The organism is Streptomyces sp. NPDC086147, from assembly GCF_040702165.1.
Lineage (GTDB): Bacteria > Actinomycetota > Actinomycetes > Streptomycetales > Streptomycetaceae > Streptomyces.
Genome location: NZ_JBFBJO010000008.1, coordinates 71,412 through 90,386 on the forward strand (window position 1 = coordinate 71,412; position 18,975 = coordinate 90,386).

General features: G+C 75.3%; 19 protein-coding genes. 12 read left to right on the forward strand and 7 right to left on the reverse strand.

What is annotated here, in order from left to right:
• Position 1: 1 nt before the first annotated feature.
• The 11 genes from AB0398_RS19215 (at position 2) to lgt (ending at position 9,091) form a co-directional block, all read left to right on the forward strand.
• Entirely contained in the window at positions 2 to 1,492 is a 1,491-nt protein-coding gene (locus tag AB0398_RS19215; protein WP_366376558.1) for an anthranilate synthase component I, read from the forward strand.
• 14 nt (positions 1,493 to 1,506) lie between these two features.
• Positions 1,507 to 2,154, forward strand: coding sequence for a TIGR02234 family membrane protein (locus AB0398_RS19220; protein ID WP_366376559.1), 648 nt, complete (start codon positions 1,507 to 1,509; stop codon positions 2,152 to 2,154).
• 140 nt (positions 2,155 to 2,294) lie between these two features.
• A complete protein-coding gene (locus tag AB0398_RS19225; protein WP_366376561.1) occupies positions 2,295 to 2,549 on the forward strand; it encodes an HGxxPAAW family protein in 255 nt (84 codons plus the stop codon).
• Between the two features lie 418 nt (positions 2,550 to 2,967).
• Positions 2,968 to 3,348, forward strand: coding sequence for a DUF2752 domain-containing protein (locus tag AB0398_RS19230; RefSeq protein WP_366376910.1), 381 nt, complete (start codon positions 2,968 to 2,970; stop codon positions 3,346 to 3,348).
• A gap of 139 nt (positions 3,349 to 3,487) precedes the next feature.
• Positions 3,488 to 4,297, forward strand: a complete 810-nt coding sequence (trpC, locus tag AB0398_RS19235; RefSeq protein WP_366376563.1) for an indole-3-glycerol phosphate synthase TrpC — start codon at positions 3,488 to 3,490, stop codon at positions 4,295 to 4,297.
• A 64-nt stretch (positions 4,298 to 4,361) separates the two neighbouring features.
• Positions 4,362 to 4,589, forward strand: a complete 228-nt coding sequence (locus AB0398_RS19240; protein ID WP_366376564.1) for a tryptophan synthase subunit(beta) — start codon at positions 4,362 to 4,364, stop codon at positions 4,587 to 4,589.
• Positions 4,590 to 4,835: 246 nt separating this feature from the next.
• Complete coding sequence (locus AB0398_RS19245) at positions 4,836 to 4,985, forward strand: hypothetical protein (RefSeq protein ID WP_366376565.1); 150 nt, start codon at positions 4,836 to 4,838, stop codon at positions 4,983 to 4,985.
• Between the two features lie 32 nt (positions 4,986 to 5,017).
• Positions 5,018 to 6,307 (forward strand): tryptophan synthase subunit beta, encoded by a 1,290-nt coding sequence (trpB, locus tag AB0398_RS19250; protein ID WP_366376567.1) that lies wholly within the window; start codon positions 5,018 to 5,020, stop codon positions 6,305 to 6,307.
• A complete protein-coding gene (gene trpA, locus AB0398_RS19255) occupies positions 6,304 to 7,134 on the forward strand; it encodes a tryptophan synthase subunit alpha (protein WP_366376569.1) in 831 nt (276 codons plus the stop codon). The genes trpB and trpA overlap by 4 nt, the downstream gene beginning before the upstream one ends.
• Before the next feature lie 64 nt (positions 7,135 to 7,198).
• A complete protein-coding gene (locus AB0398_RS19260) occupies positions 7,199 to 8,020 on the forward strand; it encodes a thioredoxin domain-containing protein (protein ID WP_366376571.1) in 822 nt (273 codons plus the stop codon).
• 99 nt (positions 8,021 to 8,119) lie between these two features.
• Entirely contained in the window at positions 8,120 to 9,091 is a 972-nt protein-coding gene (lgt, locus tag AB0398_RS19265) for a prolipoprotein diacylglyceryl transferase (RefSeq protein WP_366376572.1), read from the forward strand.
• Between the two features lie 76 nt (positions 9,092 to 9,167).
• Here lgt and AB0398_RS19270 read toward each other — a convergent pair whose 3' ends face one another.
• The 7 genes from AB0398_RS19270 to AB0398_RS19300 form a co-directional block, all read right to left on the reverse strand.
• A complete protein-coding gene (locus tag AB0398_RS19270) occupies positions 9,168 to 10,049 on the reverse strand; it encodes a CoA ester lyase (RefSeq protein WP_366376574.1) in 882 nt (293 codons plus the stop codon).
• A complete protein-coding gene (locus tag AB0398_RS19275) occupies positions 10,046 to 11,293 on the reverse strand; it encodes a CoA transferase (protein WP_366376576.1) in 1,248 nt (415 codons plus the stop codon). The genes AB0398_RS19270 and AB0398_RS19275 overlap by 4 nt, the downstream gene beginning before the upstream one ends.
• Entirely contained in the window at positions 11,290 to 12,210 is a 921-nt protein-coding gene (gene rbsK, locus AB0398_RS19280) for a ribokinase (protein WP_366376577.1), read from the reverse strand. The genes AB0398_RS19275 and rbsK overlap by 4 nt, the downstream gene beginning before the upstream one ends.
• Positions 12,207 to 13,781, reverse strand: a complete 1,575-nt coding sequence (locus tag AB0398_RS19285; RefSeq protein ID WP_366376579.1) for an ADP-ribosylglycohydrolase family protein — start codon at positions 13,779 to 13,781, stop codon at positions 12,207 to 12,209. The genes rbsK and AB0398_RS19285 overlap by 4 nt, the downstream gene beginning before the upstream one ends.
• Positions 13,778 to 15,001: an ADP-ribosylglycohydrolase family protein gene (locus AB0398_RS19290; RefSeq protein WP_366376581.1), complete on the reverse strand. Its 1,224-nt coding sequence runs from the start codon at positions 14,999 to 15,001 to the stop codon at positions 13,778 to 13,780. Before AB0398_RS19290 ends, AB0398_RS19285 begins: the two co-directional genes overlap by 4 nt.
• On the reverse strand, positions 14,910 to 16,160 hold the full coding sequence (locus tag AB0398_RS19295; protein ID WP_366376912.1) for an ADP-ribosylglycohydrolase family protein: 1,251 nt from the start codon (positions 16,158 to 16,160) through the stop codon (positions 14,910 to 14,912). The genes AB0398_RS19290 and AB0398_RS19295 overlap by 92 nt, the downstream gene beginning before the upstream one ends.
• Positions 16,161 to 16,672: 512 nt before the next feature.
• Positions 16,673 to 17,668 carry an ADP-ribosylglycohydrolase family protein gene (locus tag AB0398_RS19300; RefSeq protein WP_366376583.1) on the reverse strand — a complete coding sequence of 332 codons (996 nt, stop codon included), beginning with the start codon at positions 17,666 to 17,668 and terminating at the stop codon, positions 16,673 to 16,675.
• A 256-nt stretch (positions 17,669 to 17,924) separates the two neighbouring features.
• Here AB0398_RS19300 and AB0398_RS19305 point away from each other — a divergent pair, with 256 nt between their 5' ends.
• Positions 17,925 to 18,653 carry a VIT1/CCC1 transporter family protein gene (locus AB0398_RS19305; RefSeq protein ID WP_366376584.1) on the forward strand — a complete coding sequence of 243 codons (729 nt, stop codon included), beginning with the start codon at positions 17,925 to 17,927 and terminating at the stop codon, positions 18,651 to 18,653.
• The last annotated feature ends 322 nt before the right edge of the window (positions 18,654 to 18,975 follow it).

An 18,975-nucleotide genomic window follows, 5' to 3' on the forward strand; every position in this document is an offset into this window, starting at 1 on the left:
CATGGATCTCGACACCTTCCGCAAGCTGGCGGCCGACCGCCGCGTCATCCCCGTCAGCCGCAGGCTCCTCGCGGACGGCGACACCCCGGTCGGGCTCTACCGCAAGCTCGCCGCCGAACGCCCCGGCACCTTCCTCCTCGAATCCGCGGAGAACGGCCGCAGCTGGTCCCGCTACTCCTTCATCGGGGTCCGCAGCGACGCCACGCTGACGGTCAGGGACGGCGAGGCCCACTGGCTCGGCACCCCGCCCGTCGGCGTCCCCGTCGACGGCGACCCCCTCCAGGCCCTGCGCGCCACCGTCGAGACCCTCCACACCCCCCGCGACCTGGCGTCCGGCATGCCGCCCTTCACCGGCGGCATGGTCGGCTACCTCGGCTACGACATCGTCCGCCGCCTGGAGCGGATCGGCGAGCACGGCCGGGACGACCTGGAGCTCCCCGAGCTCACCATGCTCCTCACCAGCGACCTCGCGGTCCTGGACCACTGGGACGGCTCGGTCCTCCTGATCGCCAACGCGATCAACCACAACGACCTGGAGACCGGCGTCGACGAGGCGTACGCGCACGCCGTCGCCCGCCTCGACGCGATGGAGGCCGACCTGGCCCGCCCGGTCGCCACCGCCCCCACCGCCCTGCCCGCCTCCGAGCTCCCCGCGTACTCGGCCCTCTGGGGCGGCCGGGCGTACCAGGAGGCCGTCGAGGACGTGAAGGAGCGCATCCGGGCCGGCGAGGCCTTCCAGGTCGTGCCCTCGCAGCGGTTCGAGACCCCCTGCATCGCCTCCGCGCTCGACGTCTACCGGGTCCTGCGGGCCACCAACCCGTCCCCGTACATGTACCTGTTCCGCTTCGAGAACGGCTTCGACGTCGTCGGATCCAGCCCCGAGGCCCTCGTCAAGGTCGAGGACGGGCAGGCGCTCCTGCACCCCATCGCCGGCACCCGGCACCGCGGCGCCACCCCGCAGGAGGACCACGACCTCGCCGAGGAGCTGCTCGCCGACCCCAAGGAGCGCGCCGAGCACCTCATGCTCGTCGACCTCGGCCGCAACGACCTCGGCCGGGTCTGCGCGCCCGGCTCCGTGGAGGTCGTCGACTTCATGTCGATCGAGCGGTACTCCCACGTCATGCACATCGTCTCCACCGTGACCGGCCGGGTCGCGGAGGGCCGCACCGCCTTCGACGTCCTCACCGCCTGCTTCCCCGCCGGCACCCTCTCCGGCGCCCCCAAGCCCCGCGCCATGCAGATCATCGAGGAGCTCGAACCCTCCCGGCGCGGCCTGTACGGCGGATGTGTCGGTTATCTCGATTTCGCCGGCGACGCGGACACCGCCATCGCCATCCGTACGGCCCTGCTCCGCGACGGCACCGCGTACGTGCAGGCCGGAGCGGGTGTCGTCGCCGACTCCGATCCGGTGGCCGAGGACGACGAGTGCCGCAACAAGGCGGCGGCCGTGCTCCGCGCCGTCCACACCGCCAACCGGATGAACGCCTCCTGAGGACGTAGGGGATAGTGGGGTACGTGAGTGCCGTACCCGTACCCCAGCCCCGGGCCGCCCGCGCGGCCGCCCCCGCCGGTGGCCGTCGCAGCCTGGCCGCGGCCCTCCTCCTCGGCGCCCTCGGCGCCACCGTCGTCCTGCTCTCCGCCGGTCAGATCTGGGCGGAGGGCACCGCGGCCGTCGGCGGCGGCAGCGTCCCCGTCGAGGCCGACGGCGGCACCGTCACCGGAGTGCCGACCGCCCTCGCGATCGTCGGCCTCGCCGCGCTCTTCGCCGTCTTCGCCGTCCGCCGCACCGGCCGCGCCCTGGTCGCCGCGGTCCTCGCGCTCAGCGGCGCGGGCGCCGCGCTCGCCGCGGTCCTCGGCGCCTCCGACCGCACCGCCCTGGACGCCGAGGCCGCCCGGATCAGCGGCGACACGGCCGCCGCCGTCGCCGGTCTGACCCACACCGTCTGGCCGTACGTGACCGCCGTCGGCGCCGTCCTCATCCTGCTCGCCGGCCTCTTCGCGCTCCGCTTCGGCAAGAACTGGCCGGCCATGGGCGGCCGCTACGAGCGCACCGGCGCCCCGCGCGCCGCCCGCAAGGCCCCCACGACCGACCCCGACCGGCCCGAGGACCTGTGGAAGGCCCTGGACCGCGGCGAGGACCCCACCCGGGGCTGACGGACCGGGGCACCGACCGCGACGCGTGATCGTCCCGGTACCCCCGATTCATCCTCGCGCGCCCGCGTGCGGGACAATGGGCGCCGAGCGTCCGCGCACGCGTGACCTCACCATCGAGCAACAGCAACGAGGAGCAACTCATGGCGGGCAGCGCCCACGGACACACCCCGGCCGCCTGGACCGGTGTCATCATCTCCTTCATCGGCTTCTGCATCGCCGGGGTCTTCATGGTGGCCGCCAACGTGCCCGGTTTCTGGGCGGGCATCGCCGTGGTCCTCGTCGGCGGCGTCGTCGGCGGGGCGATGAAGGTGGCGGGCCTCGGCATGCCGAAGCAGTCGGCCGACGTCGTCGCCGCCCGCGAGGCCGCGACCACGACCGCGCGGGCCCGCTCCTGACGCGACCCCACGCACCCGAGGGCGCGGCCCGGCATCGCCGGACCGCGCCCTCGCGCGTGGAGGGGCCCGGGCCGGGTTCGCGGGGGGAGAGGGCCGGGCCCGCGGGCAGGCGAGGGCCGACCGGGCTCGCGCGAGGGGTCGGGCTGCGCCCTCGCGCGTGAGGGGCGAGAATCACCGCGTGGACCCGCACCCGACGCCCGAACCCGCGACCGACACCGCCCACCGCACCCGGTCGGCGGAACGGACGGACCCGAATGTCCCGACCCCGTCGGCCGGGGACCTGGCTGCCCCGGATCCGGCCCCGTCCCCGGACGCCACGGGCGCCCGCCCGGAACCGTCGTGGGAACCCCCGCCCGGTAGCACTCCCTGGCCCGGGCCCCCCGCGCCCCCCGCCCCGCCCCGATCGCGCGCCCGGCGCCTGCTCGCGCCCGTGGGCGCGGTCGCCGGGGTCGTCGCGGCGTTCGCGTACGTCGGGACCGTCGACCCCAACGAACCCGGGCACTACCCCGTCTGCCCGCTGCTCCGCTTCACCGGCGTGTACTGCCCCGGCTGCGGCGGGCTCCGCAGCGCCCACGCCTTCGCCCACGGCGACCTCCCGGCCGCCCTCGGCGCCAATGCCCTCGCCGTCGTCGGCTACGGCGTGTTCGCCGTCGTCGCCGTCCTGTGGCTGGTTCGCGCCTGTCGGGGTGTGCCGCTGCGCCTCGCGGTCCCACCGAACTGGTGGTGGGGGATCGGGGCCGTCCTCGCCCTCTTCACCCTGGTCAGAAACCTTCCCTTCGGCTCCGCGCTGGCCCCGTGAGGACCCGCCGCGACCCCGGCGGGACGTCCCAGCAGATGGGACGCCGCTCCGGCCGATGCGATTCCGGGGCCGTCCTGCGGATAGGATCGATATGGCTGAACCTGGTTCATCATCACCGTCCCGGAAGGGGGCCCCTCGCGTGAGTGTGCTCGACGAGATCATCGAAGGCGTGCGCGCCGACCTCGCAGAGCGGCAGGCGCGGGTCACCCTCGACGAGCTCAAGGAGCGCGCCGCCAAGGCGCCGCAGGCCAAGGACGGCGTCGCCGCACTGCGCGGCGAAGGCGTCAAGGTGATCTGCGAGGTCAAGCGCTCCAGCCCGTCCAAGGGCGCGCTCGCCGCGATCGCCGACCCGGCCGGACTCGCCGCGGACTACGAGGCGGGCGGCGCGGCCGTCATCTCGGTCCTCACCGAGGAGCGCCGCTTCGGCGGCTCCCTCGCGGACCTGGAGGCCGTCCGCGCCAAGGTCGACATCCCGGTCCTGCGCAAGGACTTCATCGTCACCGCGTACCAGCTCTGGGAGGCCAGGGCGTACGGGGCGGACCTCGCGCTCCTCATCGTCGCCGCCCTGGAGCAGGAGGCACTCGTCTCCCTCATCGAGCGGGCCGAGTCCATCGGGCTCACCCCGCTGGTCGAGGTGCACGACGAGGACGAGGTCGAGCGCGCGGTCGACGCGGGCGCCCGGATCATCGGCGTCAACGCCCGCAACCTCAAGACCCTCAAGGTCGACCGCTCCACCTTCGAGCGCGTCGCGCCCGAGATCCCGGCGCACATCGTCAAGGTCGCCGAGTCCGGCGTCCGCGGCCCGCACGACCTCATCGCGTACGCCAACGCGGGCGCCGACGCGGTCCTCGTGGGCGAGTCCCTGGTGACCGGCCGCGACCCGAAGGCCGCCGTCGCCGACCTGGTCGCCGCCGGCGCCCACCCGGCCCTCCGCCACGGGCGGAGCTGACCGGACCATGACCCCCCGCCGCGACACGCCGACCCCTCCGGGCCCCGCCCGGGGGAGCGTCGCCGTGCCGTCGGCACCCGGGCGCCGCGGCCGGCTCCGTACCGCCGCGGCCCCCGTCCCCGCGCACGCCCCCCTGGCCCGGGGCTGCCGCCCGCGCGGCTGCCGCGCGCCCGCCCGGCGGGTCCTCGGCCGCCGGGTGCGGTACGTGATCGGCGACGAGCCCGGCCAGGTCAACGGCATGCGATGGCGCCCGCGCCTCGCGCGCGTCTTCACGCACGACGTCAGCGCCTAGCCGCAGGGCCGCCTCGCCGCCGCCCCTCGCCCGTCCGGGCCTCCGCCTCGTGCGGGCCCCCGTCCCGCCCGTTGCGGGCATTCGTTCCGCTGGGGCGGAACGGGACGGCGCCCTTGCCGGGCCCGGGCTCCCGTGCTCCGACCCGCGCCCTGTCGTGCGCCGCGCCGATGGTGCGGGCAGGACAGGGAGCGGAGACGCCCGCCGAGGGCGCCGTCCGCACGGGCGGGGCGCGGAGGCCCGTAACCGGTGCTCGGCGACGGCAGCCGCACCGGCGACGGCAACCGCACCGGCGACTGCACTGGCAACGGCAACGGCAACGGCAACGGCAACCGCACCGGCGGCGGCAACGCCGTACCCGAGTGGCGCGCGCATACCGTGACCATCACCCACACGTAACCCCGGGGCACCGCCCCGCGAGGAGCAACCGCATGTCCAGCGAGTTCTTCATTCCCGACCCGGACGGTCAGGTCCCCACCGCCGAGGGCTACTTCGGCGCCTACGGCGGCAAGTTCATCCCGGAGGCCCTCGTCGCCGCCGTGGACGAGGTCGCCGTCGAGTACGACAAGGCCAAGACCGACCCCGAGTTCGCCCGCGAGCTCAACGACCTGATGGTGAACTACACGGGCCGCCCGAGCGCCCTCACCGAGGTGCCCCGGTTCGCCGAGCACGCCGGCGGCGCCCGGATCTTCCTCAAGCGCGAGGACCTCAACCACACCGGCTCGCACAAGATCAACAACGTGCTCGGCCAGGCCCTCCTGACCAAGCGCATGGGCAAGACCCGGGTCATCGCGGAGACCGGCGCCGGACAGCACGGCGTCGCCACCGCCACCGCCTGCGCCCTCTTCGGCCTCGACTGCACCGTCTACATGGGCGAGATCGACACCCAGCGCCAGGCGCTGAACGTCGCCCGGATGCGGATGCTCGGCGCCGAGGTCGTCGCCGTGAAGTCCGGCAGCCGCACCCTCAAGGACGCCATCAACGAGGCCTTCCGCGACTGGGTCGCCAACGTCGACCGCACGCACTACCTCTTCGGCACCGTCGCGGGCCCGCACCCCTTCCCCGCCATGGTCCGCGACTTCCACCGCGTCATCGGCGTCGAGGCCCGCCGCCAGATCCTGGAGCGCGCCGGGCGCCTCCCCGACGCGGCGATCGCCTGCGTCGGCGGCGGCTCCAACGCCATCGGCCTCTTCCACGCCTTCGTCCCCGACGCCGGCGTGCGCCTGATCGGCTGCGAGCCGGCCGGCCACGGCGTCGAGACCGGTGAGCACGCGGCCACCCTCACCGCCGGCGAGCCCGGCATCCTGCACGGCTCGCGGTCGTACGTCCTCCAGGACGACGAGGGCCAGATCACCGAGCCGTACTCGATCTCGGCCGGCCTGGACTACCCCGGCATCGGCCCCGAGCACGCCCACCTCAAGGACAGCGGCCGCGGCGAGTACCGGGCCGTCACCGACGACGCCGCCATGCAGGCCCTGAGCCTGCTCTCCCGCACCGAGGGCATCATCCCGGCCATCGAGTCGGCGCACGCCCTCGCCGGGGCGATCGAGGTCGGCAGGGAGCTGGGCCCCGAGGGCCTCCTCGTGGTCAACCTCTCCGGGCGCGGCGACAAGGACATGGACACCGCCGCTCGCTACTTCGGCCTGTACGACACCGACGCCGAGGTCGCCGCGGACGCCGGCGCCGACGACACCGCCGAGATCGAGGGGGACGCCAAGTGAGCGGCAACATCGACCTGCTGAGCGACACCCTCGCCGCCGCGAAGGCCGAGAACCGGGCCGCGCTCATCGCCTACCTGCCGGCCGGCTTCCCGACCGTCGACGGCGGCATCGCGGCCGTCAAGGCCGTCTTCGACGGCGGCGCCGATATCGTCGAGGTCGGCCTCCCGCACAGCGACCCCGTCCTCGACGGCCCGGTCATCCAGACCGCCGACGACATCGCCCTGCGCGGCGGCGTCCGGATCGCCGACGTCATGCGCACGGTCCGCGAGGCCCACGAGGCCACCGGCAAGCCGGTCCTCGTCATGACGTACTGGAACCCGATCGACCGCTACGGCGTCGAGCGCTTCACCGAGGAGCTCGCCGCGGCCGGCGGCGCGGGCTGCATCCTGCCCGACCTGCCGGTCCAGGAGTCCGCGCTCTGGCGCGAGCACGCCGACAAGCACGGTCTCGCGACCGTCTTCGTCGTCGCGCCCAGCAGCCGGGACGAGCGCCTCGCCACCATCACGGCCGCCGGGTCCGGCTTCGTCTACGCCGCCTCGCTCATGGGCGTCACCGGCACCCGCGAGTCCGTCGGCGAGCAGGCGGCCGATCTCGTCCGCCGCACCCGCGCCACCGTCGAGCCCGGCCGCACCCTCCCCGTCTGCGTCGGCCTCGGCGTCTCGAACGCCGTCCAGGCCAAGGAGGTCGCCGCCTTCTCCGACGGCGTCATCGTCGGCTCCGCCTTCGTCAAGCGGATCCTCGACGCCGAGGGCGACGAGGCCGCCGGACTCGCCGCCGTAAGGGAACTGGCGGCCGAACTCGCCGAGGGCGTCCGCCGGAATCCGTAACCCGTCCGGGTGGATCTGGGACCGGGGAGGCGCGCACGTGCCTCCCCGGTTCGTTGTCCGGGACGTGAGCCAGAACAACCGTGGTGACGGTAACCGGGGGGCGCGGGAGCGCCTTCAGCAGCAGCGCGAGCGCGACAAGGCCCGTGACAGGCAGCGGCGCGTCCTGATCGTGTCGTCGGCGGTGGTCGGCGTCCTCGCCCTGGCCGCGGTCGTCGGCGTGATCGCCGCGAACGCCGACAAGGGGGGCGGATCCGACAAGGCGGGGCCGGTGGTCGCGCCGTCGACCTCGGTCGAGGGCGACAAGCCCGCCATCCCCACCGGCCGGCCGGACGCCCCCGCCACCCTCCAGATCTGGGAGGACTTCCGCTGCCCGGCGTGCGCCCAGTTCGAGAACGTGATGCGGAACTCCATCCACGAGCTGGAGGCCTCGGGGCAGCTCAGGACTGAGTACCACCTCGCCACCCTCATCGACGGGAACATGGGCGGCAGCGGCTCGCTGCGCGCGGCGAACGCCGCCGCGTGCGCCCAGGACGCCGGGAAGTTCACCCCGTACCACGACACGCTCTACATCAACCAGCCGCAGGAGACGGACGACGCCTTCGGCGACAACAAGAAGCTGATCGAGCTGGCGGCGAAGGTGCCCGGCCTCGACACGCCGGAGTTCCGGAGCTGCGTGGAGGACGGCACGCACGACAGCTGGGTCGTGAAGTCCAACGAGGCCTTCCAGAAGGGCGGCTTCCGCGGCACCCCGACCGTCCTGCTCAACGGCGAGTCGATCTTCCCGACCAAGGGGAACGAGCAGCTCTCCCCGGAGAACCTGAAGAAGTGGGTCGCCGAGGCCAACAAGGGCAAGAAGCCCGGCACGGCCTCCCCGTCGGCCGGCTGAACGGCCCCCCGGACGGGTCCGTCCGCCGGGGTTAGTTACCCAGACGTTGCCGGGCGGGCTGCCGTCCCGCCCGCCCGGCAGGGTAGCGTCGGACCTGCCATGGACCTTGCCTACATTCCCAGCCCGTCGACCGGCGTGATCCACCTCGGACCGATCCCGCTGCGCGGCTATGCCTTCTGCATCATCATCGGTGTCTTCGTCGCCGTCTGGTACGGCAACAAGCGCTGGATCGCCCGGGGCGGCACCGCCGGCACCGTGGCCGACATCGCCGTCTGGGCGGTGCCCTTCGGCCTCGTCGGCGGACGCCTCTACCACGTGATCACCGACTACCAGCTGTACTTCAGCGAGGGTGAGAACTGGGTCGACGCCTTCAAGATCTGGGAGGGCGGCCTCGGCATCTGGGGCGCCATCGCGCTCGGTGCGGTGGGCGCCTGGATCGGCTGCCGCCGCCGGGGCATCCCGCTCCCCGCGTACGCCGACGCCATCGCGCCCGGCATCGCCCTCGCCCAGGCCATCGGCCGCTGGGGCAACTGGTTCAACCAGGAGCTGTACGGCCGGGCGACCGACCTGCCCTGGGCCCTGAAGATCAGCGAGGGCCCGAACCGCGAGGCCGGGACCTACCACCCGACCTTCCTGTACGAGTCGCTCTGGTGCGTCGGCGTCGCCCTCCTCGTCGTCTGGGCCGACCGCCGCTTCAAGCTCGGCCACGGACGCGCCTTCGCGCTCTACGTCGCCGCGTACTGCGCGGGCCGCGGCTGGATCGAGTACATGCGCGTCGACGAGGCGCACCACGTGCTCGGCCTGCGCCTGAACGTGTGGACGGCCATCGTCGTCTTCCTCCTCGCGGTGGTCTACATCGTGGTCTCGTCGCGGGTCCGGCCGGGACGCGAGGAGATCGTGGAGCCGAAGGCGGAGAAGACGCCGGAAGGGTCCGGGAAGGCCGAGGAGTCCGACAGGGGCGAGTCCGACGAGGACGCGGAGACGGACGCGGACGGCGACGCGAAGCCGGACGCCCCCTCCGGCGCCGTCGACCTCGGCAAGGACGTGGAGCACGGAGCCGGGAAGAGCTGACCTCTCACCCACGCGGACAGGAAGGGCCGCCGGAGCCGAAAGGTTCCGGCGGCCCTTCCGCGTACGGGGGTACGGGTCACCCGGCCCGCGCGGCGAGGGCGAGGACCCGGTGGGCGCCCTCCACCACCGCCGCGTCCACGAAGCGGCCGTCCGGGAGGGCCAGCGCGCCCTGCCCGGTCGCGGCGACGATCTCCCGGGCCGCGTCGACCTCCTCCGGGGTGGGGAGGTAGGCGCGCTCGATGACCGGGAGCTGGCGGGGATGGATGGCCGCCCGGCCCAGGAAGCCCATCGCCCGGCCCCGGGCGCAGTCGGCGGCCAGCCCCTCCAGGTCGCGGACGTGGGGGTGGACCGACTGGGCCGGCGGCGGCAGGGCGGCCGCGCGGGCCGCGACCACCAGCCGGCCGCGCGACCAGTCGAGCCCGCCGTCCTCCCGCACCCCCAGGTCGGAGCGGAGGTCGGCCTCGCCGAGCGCGATGCCGCGCACGGCGGGGTGGGCGGAGGCGACGGCGTACGCGTTCTCCACGGCGAGGGCGCTCTCCAGGAGCGGGTAGAGCGGGAGGCCCGGGGCGAGACCGGCGATCCGGTGGATGTCAGTGGCGTGTGTCACCTTGGGTACACGGAGACCGCAGAGGCCGGGGAGGGGGGTCAGGACGGGGATGTCGAGCGGGGTGTGGACCCGGACGTGGACCGGGACGGGGTGGACGTCCGCGAGGAGATCGGCCGTGGCGTCCAGGGCGTACGCCTTGCGGTCGGGGGCGACCGCGTCCTCCAGATCGACGATGATGACGTCGGCGCCGGAGGCCAGCGCCTTGCGGACGACCTCGGGCCGGTCGCCGGGCGCGTACAGCCAGGTGAGCGGGGTGTGCGGTCCGGCGGTGCCGCTCGCGACGGGCGCGTCGGTCCGCTCGCGGGGGCCGCTGACCCGGCCCAGGTTCCGGACGCCGTGCGGTCCGCTCATACCGCCCCCTGCTCGCGGAGGGCGCCGATCTCGGCGGGGCTGAGGCCCAGCTCGGAGAGGACGGCGGCGGTGTCGGCGCCGTGCGGGCGGCCGGGCCAGCGGATGGCGCCGGGCGTCTCGGAGAGCCGGAAGAGGACGTTCTGCATCCGGATCGGCCCCAGCTCGGGGTCCGTCACCTCGGTGACGGTGCCGAGTGCCTGGTACTGCGGGTCGTCGAGGACGTCCCGGACGTCGTAGACGGGGGCGATGGCCGCCTCCGCCTTCTCGAAGGCCGCCATGGCCTCGTCGCGGGTGTGGCGGGCGATCCACGAGCCGACCGCCTCGTCCAGGACGTCCGCGTGCGCGGCCCGGCCCGCGCCGTCGGCGAACCACGGCTCGTCGATCAGCTCCGGGCGGCCGACGAGGTTCAGGACCCGTTCCGCGATCGACTGCGCGGAGGTGGAGACGGCCACCCAGGAGCCGTCGGCGGTCCGGTAGGTGTTGCGCGGGGCGTTGTTGCGGGAGCGGTTGCCGGTGCGGGGCTGGACGTATCCGAGCTGGTCGTACCAGAGGGGGTGGGGTCCGATGACGGAGAGCATCGGTTCGATGATCGCCATGTCGACGACCTGGCCGCGGCCGGTCGTCGTCCTGGCGGTGAGCGCCGTCATCACGGCGTACGCGGTGGCCAGGGCGGCGATCGAGTCGGCCAGGCCGAAGGGGGGCAGGGTCGGCGGGCCGTCGGGCTCGCCGGTGATGGCGGCGAAGCCGCTCATCGCCTCGGCGAGGGTCCCGAAGCCGGGACGGTGGGAGTACGGGCCGAACTGGCCGAAGCCGGTGACCCGGGCCAGGACCAGACGCGGGTTGGCGGCGGAGAGCTCCTCCCAGCCCAGGCCCCAGCGCTCCAGGGTGCCGGGCCGGAAGTTCTCCACGATCACGTCGGCGTCGGCGGCGAGTGCGAGGAGGGTGTCGCGGCCGCCCGGCGCGGACAGGTCGAGGGTGATCGTCCGCTTGTTGCGGCCGAGGACCTTCCACCACAGGCCGATGCCGTCCTTGGCGGGGCCGTGGCCGCGGGACGGGTCGGGCTTGCGGGGGTGCTCGACCTTGACGACGTCGGCGCCGAAGTCGCCCAGCATCATGGCGGCGAGCGGCCCGGCGAAGAGGGTCGCGAGGTCCAGGACGCGCAGTCCGTGGAGGGGAGGGACGGGGCCTGCGGGTGCGGCGGCGCCGTCGGCCGGTGTGCCGTCCGGTGCGGGAAGGGTCGTCATACGGGATCGGCCTCCAGGGTCTCGGGGGAGCGGAAGGCCGCTTCGATGTCGACGCGGTACGGCATCGAGGTCGACGCGCCCTCGCGCCGGACGGAGAGCGCGGCGGCGGTCTGCGCCCAGAGGATCGCCTCCGGGGCGGGACGGCCCTCGCCGAGGGCGACCGCGAGGGCGCCGACGAAGGTGTCGCCGGCGCTGGTGGTGTCCACGGCCCGGACCCGGCGGGCGGGCACGGCGACCGGCTCGGCGCCGCGCGCCGCGTACAGGCTGCCGGCCGCGCCCAGGGTGACGACCACCTCGGGGACGTCCCGGAGCAGGGCCTCGGCGGCGGCGCGGGGATCGGCGAGACCGGTGAGCGCGGCGGCCTCGTGCTCGTTCGGCACCAGCAGGTCGGTGACGGCGAGGAGTTCGGGCGGGAGCGGCCGTGCGGGGGAGGGGGTGAGGAGGGTGCGGACGCCGCGCCGGCGGGCGGCCGTGGCGCCCTCGACGACGACGGGGAGGGGGAGTTCGAGCTGGAGGAGCAGGGTGTCGGCGGTGCCGATGAGGGCCTCGTCGCCGTGGGTGAGGGAGGTGACGGTGCCGTTGGCGCCGGGGACGACGACGATCGCGTTGCCGCCCTCGTCGTCCACGACGATGTGGGCGGTCCCCGAGGGGCCCTCGACGGTGCGCAGCAGATCGGTCTCCACCGCGCAGTGCTCCAGGGTGGCCCGGAGCCGCGTGCCGAAGCCGTCCGTGCCGACCGCCCCGATCATGGCGACCTCGGCGCCGGCGCGGGCGGCGGCGACGGCCTGGTTGGCGCCCTTGCCGCCGGGGATCGTGCGGAAGGAGCGGCCGGTGACGGTCTCGCCGAGGGCCGGGGCCCTCGGTACGTAGGTGACGAGGTCCATGTTCGTGCTGCCGAGCACGACGATGCTGGTCATGGGCGTACTGCCTCCAGGTGTGTCAGTTCGGCCAGGGTGTCGAACCCGATGCCGTCGAAGGACGGGACCGAGGTCGCGAGGCGGTTCTTGAGGGGGGAGGTCCAGTGCTCGGGCAGCCGGTCGGGGTGTCCGGCGAGCAGCCCGGCGACCGAACCGGCGGTGGCGCCGTTGGAGTCGGTGTCCCAGCCGCCCGAGACCGCCGCGCAGACGGAGCGGGAGAAGTCGCCGTCGGCGTGGGTGAGGGCGGCGGCGAGCAGGGCGGCGTTGGGGACGGCATGCACCCAGTGGTACCCGCCGAGTTCGGCGTGCAGCCGGTCCACGACGGCGTCGAAGCCTGCGTGGGCGCGGGCGAGCGCGATGCCCCGGCGGACCGCCCGTGCCAGGCGGGAGCGGGGCGGGACCACGGCGAGTCCGGCGGCGAGCGCCCGGTGGACGTCGGCGGTGCCGGACGCGGCGGCGGCGACGGTGGCGGCGACGAACATGGCGCCGTACACGCCGTTGGCGGTGTGGGTGAGCACCGCGTCCCGGTGCGCCTGCGCGGCGGCGGCGACCGGGTCGCCCGGATGGGTCCAGCCGTGCGCGTCGGCCCGGATCTGGGCGCCGATCCACTCGCGGAAGGGGTTGCGGCGGACGGCGGTCAGCGGGGGTTCGACCCCGTCGAGGAGGTTGCGGTAGGCGATGCGCTCGGCCGTGAAGGTGCGGCCGGCGGGAAGCTCGTCGAGCCAGAGGCGGGCGACGTCGGCGGTGGTGAAGCCGCGGCCGTGCCGCTGGAGCAGGAGGAGGTTCAGGAGGGGGTAGTTGAGGTCGTCGTCCTCGGGCATGCCGTCGATGTTCTCGGCGAGGGAGGTGGCGGCGGAGCGCCGGTTCCAGGGGTGCGCGGCGAGCAGGTCGGGAGGGACGCCCCGGGCGGTGAACCAGGTGGTGAGGGGCCAGTTGCCGGTGGCGCGGGCGAGGGCGCGGATCGCGGGGAGGGGGAGCTTCTCGACGGGCTTGCCGAGCAGGCAGCCGACGGCCCGGCCGAGCCAGGCGGCGTGCAGACGGGGGAGGAGGTCGGGGTCGTGCGCGGCCCGGCTCCTCGTGTCCGGTGGCGCGGGGGCGTGCCCGCGCCCGGGGAGTCCGTCGGGCCGGGAGACCGTGCCCTCGTGGCCGCCGTGCTCCCGGGGTTCCGGCGCTTCGCGCGGGCGCGGGGAGACGTCCGGCACCGGGCGCGGGGCCGGGGCCCGGTGGCCGCCGTACGGGAAGCCCGGGACCGGAGCCGGCCCGTCCGCGGCTTCGCCGCGGGGGCGTCCGGCGGGGGTGGCGGTCAGGGCCAGGATGTCCGGCAGGGCGGTCGGCTCGTGTTCCGCGAGGGGGTTCGGGAGGGCGGCCAGGGCGTCCAGGAGTTCTTCCGCCAGGAGGCGGAGGTCCGGGCGGGGGGTTTCGGAGGCGCCGGCCGCCTCCGGGGCGGGCGGCCCGCCCGCCGCCGCCCAGCGGGCCGCCGGGGCGCGGGCGTCGCGGCCGTCCTCCGCCGCCTGCCGGAGCTCGTGGCCCACCAGGTCCTCCGGCTGCACCCAGGTCAGACGGAGGTTCACCGGTCCTCGCCCGTCAGCGCGGCGAACGCCGACTCGTGGGCCCGGCGCGCCTCCGCGTCCCGCGCGAAGACCTCGCGGGCGACCCCGGCCAGGGCCCGCGCCGGGGCGTGCAGGTCGAGGCGGCTCGCCTCCGCCACCCGCTTCGCCCAGTCGGCGGGCACGGCCGCCTCGCCGTGCAGCGCGCCCACGATCGCGCCCGCCATCGTGGCGATCGAGTCGCAGTCCCGGCCGTAGTTGACCGCCCCCAGGACCGTGCGCCGGAAGTCTCCCCCGCCGACGAGCAGCATCCCCAGGGCGATCGGCAGCTCCTCGATGGCGTGGAGCCGGGAGGGCCGCCGGGCGCCGAGGGACGGCGCGCGGTAGTCGGGGCCGACCGTGTCGAAGGGGGCGACCGCGCCGCGCAGGGGAGCGAGGGCGGTCTCGAAGTCCGTGTGGCGGGCGGCCGCCTCGGCCACCGCCTCGATCGCCGCCTCCGTGCCGTCCTTCGCCAGGGACAGGGCCGCGTCCACGACCGAGGCCGGCGTCGCGCCCGGCACGCAGGCCGCCGCCACCGCCGCCGCGAACACGCCGGCCGCCTCCCGCCCGTACGAGGACTGGTGCGCGCCCGCCAGGTCGAGGGCCTCGGCGTAGGCGGCCCGGGGGTTGGCGGCGTTGACGAGCCCGACCGGCGCCATGTACATCGCGGCGCCGCAGTTGACGATGTTGCCGCTGCCGGCCTCGCGGGGGTCCACGTGGCCGTAGTGGAGCCGGGTCACGATCCACTTCTCGGCGAGGAAGATCCGCTGGAGCGGCAGTGCCTCCGCCTCCAGCTCCGGGATCCAGACGGGGGAGTTCATGAGCTCGGGGACGAGGTGGTCCGCGACGGCGTAGGCGTCGAGGTGGCCGCGGACCTTCTCGTACACCCGGATCAGGGTGTGGGTCATCAAGGTGTCGTCGGTGACGTGCCCGTCGCCCTTGTGGTAAGGGGCGATGGGGCGGGCGGTGCGCCAGGCGTCGCCGTTCCAGGGGCCGACGATCCCGGTGACGCGGCCGCCGTGGCGCTCCAGGATCTGCTCGGGGGTGTAGCCCTCGACGGGGCCGCCGAGCGCGTCGCCGACGGCGGCCCCGAGGAGACTGCCGGTGATCCGGTCATCCAGGGTGGGAAGGCCCGGTGCGGTCGGTGCGGTCGGCGTGTTCGGTGTGCGTACAGCCGGGGTGGGCACGTCCAGAGTGGGTTCCATGTCGGAATTGTCCACCTGGGGCGGCCGGTTCCGTGGCTCCGAGCAGCCCGGCGAGTTCCACCAGGTCCGTCCCCGCGAGCCGGGGCAGCGCGCAGCCCGCGAGGGTCCGGCAGGCCTCGCGCCAGGTCGCCGGGACCGAACGGCCGCCGCCGAGCGCCCCGGTGAGGGCGCCCGCGAGCGCCGGGGCCGAGTCGGCGACCCGGGAGAGGCAGGCGGCGGCCGGCACCGCGGCCGTCATCTCGCCCCGGGCGGCGAGGGCGAGGGCCAGGGCGACCGGGACGGTCTCGGCGGCGGCGACGCCGTAGCTGTAGACGTGGTCCACGATCCGGTGCTCCAGGAGCGGGACCAGCTCGAAAGCCGAGCCGGCGGTCCGGGCCAGCTCCATGGCCTGCCGGGCGTTGCGGCCGATCTCGGTGGCGGGCGGGAGTTCGGCGAGCGCCGCCCCGACGGCCTCCTCGGCGGTCGCCCCGCCGAGGGCCGCGGCGACCGCCGCCGCCGTCGCGCGGGCGCCGTGGACGCCGTCGCCGTCCTGGGTGTACCGGGCGTCGAACTCCGCGAGTTCGGCGGCGGCGCGCGGATCGCCCGGGTGGACGAGGGCCAGGACGGCGGCCCGCACGCAGGCGGCGTCGTCGAAGTAGTGCGGGTTGTCGTGCCCCGTCGCGGGCGGGCGCAGACCGGTGGCGAGGTTGCCGAGACCGGCGCGGACGGAGATCCGGGCGCGGAGGGGCAGGACGGCGGACTCGACCTCGGGGGCGCGGTCGGCGGCGGCCGCGACCTGGCCGGCGAGGGCGTTCCAGGCGAGGTCGACGGCGGCGCGGAGCCGGCGCTCCGGAGGCAGCCCGGCGAGGGCGGGGGAGGCCGAGGCGAGGATCGCCTCGGCGGTGAAGACCGCCCATTCGGCGTCGTCGGAGGGGCCGAGCAGGAGGGGCTCGGGCGGCTGGTTGAGGGCGATGGGCACGGGGAGGGTGGTCGTCGCGTTCTGCTCCGCGAAGGTGTCGAGCTCCCGGGTGAGGCGACGGGTCCACTCGGGCATCCGGGCGGCCCGGTGCCGGGCGGCGGGCCACCCGGCGGCGTCGCCCGCGGCGAGCCCGAGGAGCAGGCCTTCGATCGCGTCGCGGCTCGCGGTGACCTGGGCGGTCGGCGGCTGGGCCTGGGTGATCGGCGGCTGGACCTCGGCGGTCGGCGTCCCGGTCCGGTCGGCCGGCACCGGGGGCCGGTCGTGCGCGTCCCGCACCGGGGGTGCCGCGGGGTCCACGGGGGCCCCGCTCAGCAGGCCGGTGCCCCGCACCGGGGCCTGTGCCCAGCTTCCTCCGGAGGGGGGACCCCCGTACCCGACGGGGCTACTGCCCACGGGGGTGGTGACGGTGCCGGTGCCGCCTCCTGGCGCGGTGCCGCCCATGGGGATGGCGGCGATGCCCGCCCCCGGCGCGGTGCCGCCCGCGAGAGGGGTGTCCGGTCCCGGGGTGCTGTTCGCGGTGGGGGCCGGTGCGAGCGGGCCCGCCCCCGTGGTCGTACCCGTGGACATGCCCGTGGACGTGCCCGTGGACGTGCCCGTGGACGTGCCCGTGGCCGTCCCCGTGGACATGCCCGTGGTCGTACCGGTGGCCGTCCCCGTCCCCGTACCGCTGTCCGCAAGCGTCCCCGTCCCCGGCGGATCCGTCCTCTCCCCGTTCACGCCGCCTCCTCCGGGGTCAGCAGGTCCGCGATGTCCAGGACGTGGTAGCCGCGCATGGAGGGCAGGCAGCTTCCGGTGACCGGGGCGATGGCGGTGGCCCACTCCGCCGGGATCGACCGGACGCCCGACATCGCGCCCGCCAGGGCGCCCGCGACCGCCGCCGTGGTGTCGGCGTCGCGGCCCATGTTGACGGCGGTCAGGACGGCCGTGCGGAAGTCCCCGCGCGCCGCCGCGAAGGCGCCGAACGCCAGGCCCACCGCCTCCGGCGCCAGGTCCGTCCACGGGTAGCCGCCGACGACGACCGCCGAGCGGACCTGGCGTTCGCGGACGAGCGGGTCCGGCTGGACCCGCTGGGCCGCCACGACCGCGCGGCGCAGCGAGCGGGCCGTCCACGAGCCCATCGGGACGGCGGAGAGCGCCGCCGCGATCACCGACGTCACGTTAGCCCCCGCCATCGCCGCCGCGACCCCCGCCGCGACCGCCTGGCCGCCGTAGATGCCCTCGCCCTCGTGGCTGACGCTGCCGTCGATCGCGACGAGCCGGGCCGCCTCCGCCGGGCGCCCGGCGGCGAACACCCCGAACGGCGCCGCGCGCATCGCGAGGCCGTCGCTCCAGGCGTGCCGGTGCTGCGCGGAGATCGGCGCCGCGAGCCCGCGCCGGAGGTTCTCCAGGGTGCCCCGCTCCGAGAAGCCCGCGCCCCGGAAGGGGCCCTCGTCGAGGTCGGCGATCCAGCGGTGCCAGGCCCGCTCGACGTGCCGGACGGTGAGGGCCGAGCCGTGCCGGGCGAGCAGCAGCCCCGAGAAGACGGCGTACTCGGTGTCGTCCGTGCCCGCCGGGCTCTCCGTCACGAAGCCCTCGATCCGGCCCCAGCGGCGCCGGATCTCGGAGGGCCGCATGTTCTCGGCGGGCGCGCCGAGCGCGTCGCCGACGGCGAGGCCGAGGAGCGCCCCCCTCGCCCGTTCGCGGGTGTCGCATGCCGTGGTGGTGCCCATGTGCGGCGGCTCCTTCCTCGGGGAGGCGCACCGGCGGCGCCCCGTTGCCTGGATCTGTGCCACCACCGCCCGGGAACGCGACGCAGAAACGTCTCTGTCACCCGCCTGACACCCAGCCAGAAGCCGGACCGCCGGTGAGGCGAGCCTTGGTAAGTACGGCCTGCCTTGCTGGCGAGACCCTTACATCGAGCGTATTTTCGAGGGTAGTTGAGAGGGAGGCGGGCACGTCCCGGCCCGCCGTGAAGAGGGGAGCACCATGTCCGTCGTCGAAGCGCAGGCACCGCTGCACGAGGCCCACCGCGACAACCACACGCACCGCGACGTGAACGGCGGTTGGCTACGTCCGGCGGTCTTCGGCGCGATGGACGGACTCGTCTCCAACCTCGCCCTGATGACCGGCGTCGCCGGCGGCGCGGTCTCCTCCGGCGTCGTCGCCGTCACCGGCCTCGCGGGTCTGGCCGCCGGCGCCTTCTCCATGGCCGCGGGCGAGTACACCTCCGTCGCCTCGCAGCGCGAACTCGTCCAGGCGGAACTGGAGGTCGAGCGAAGCCAGTTGCGCAAGCACCCCGTCGACGAGATGGAGGAGCTCGCCGCGCTCTACGTCTCCCGGGGCGTCGAGCCCGCCCTCGCCCGCGAGGTGGCGATGCAGCTCTCGAAGGACCCCGAGCAGGCCCTGGAGATCCACGCCCGCGAGGAGCTCGGCATCGACCCGGACGACCTGCCGTCGCCGGCGGTCGCCGCGGTCTCGTCGTTCGGCTCGTTCGCGCTCGGCGCGCTGCTGCCCGTCCTGCCGTACCTGCTCGGGGCGACCGCCCTCTGGCCGGCCGTGCTGCTCGCCCTCCTCGGGCTCTTCGCCTGCGGCGCCCTGGTGGCCCGGGTGACGGCCCGCGGCTGGTTCTCCAGCGGTGCGCGCCAGCTCGCCCTCGGCGGCGCCGCCGCGGCCGTCACGTACGGGCTCGGCATGCTCCTCGGCGCCGCGCTGTAGCCCGGCGCCCTCGGGGTGCCCCTCCTTTCCGGACCCAAGCCGCATATCGCCTGTGACGTATCTCCCTGGCCCGATCCGCCGTTGCGATGAGACACTATGCGGAGCGCCACATACATAGCCGGTTACTCGGCGGTTTCGAACCCGTGACCAACGGGAAAGAGGCATGAGCGCCAGTGGGCAACGAAGCCCACCCAGCGACGGCTCGCCGGAGATCCGGAGATCGTGCGGACCCCCTCGATCCGTCCCCGCGGGACAGTGCCTGTCGCCGCACCCCACAGCTGAACCAGTACCACCGCTGCGTGTCTGCGGTGTCCGCATGTTG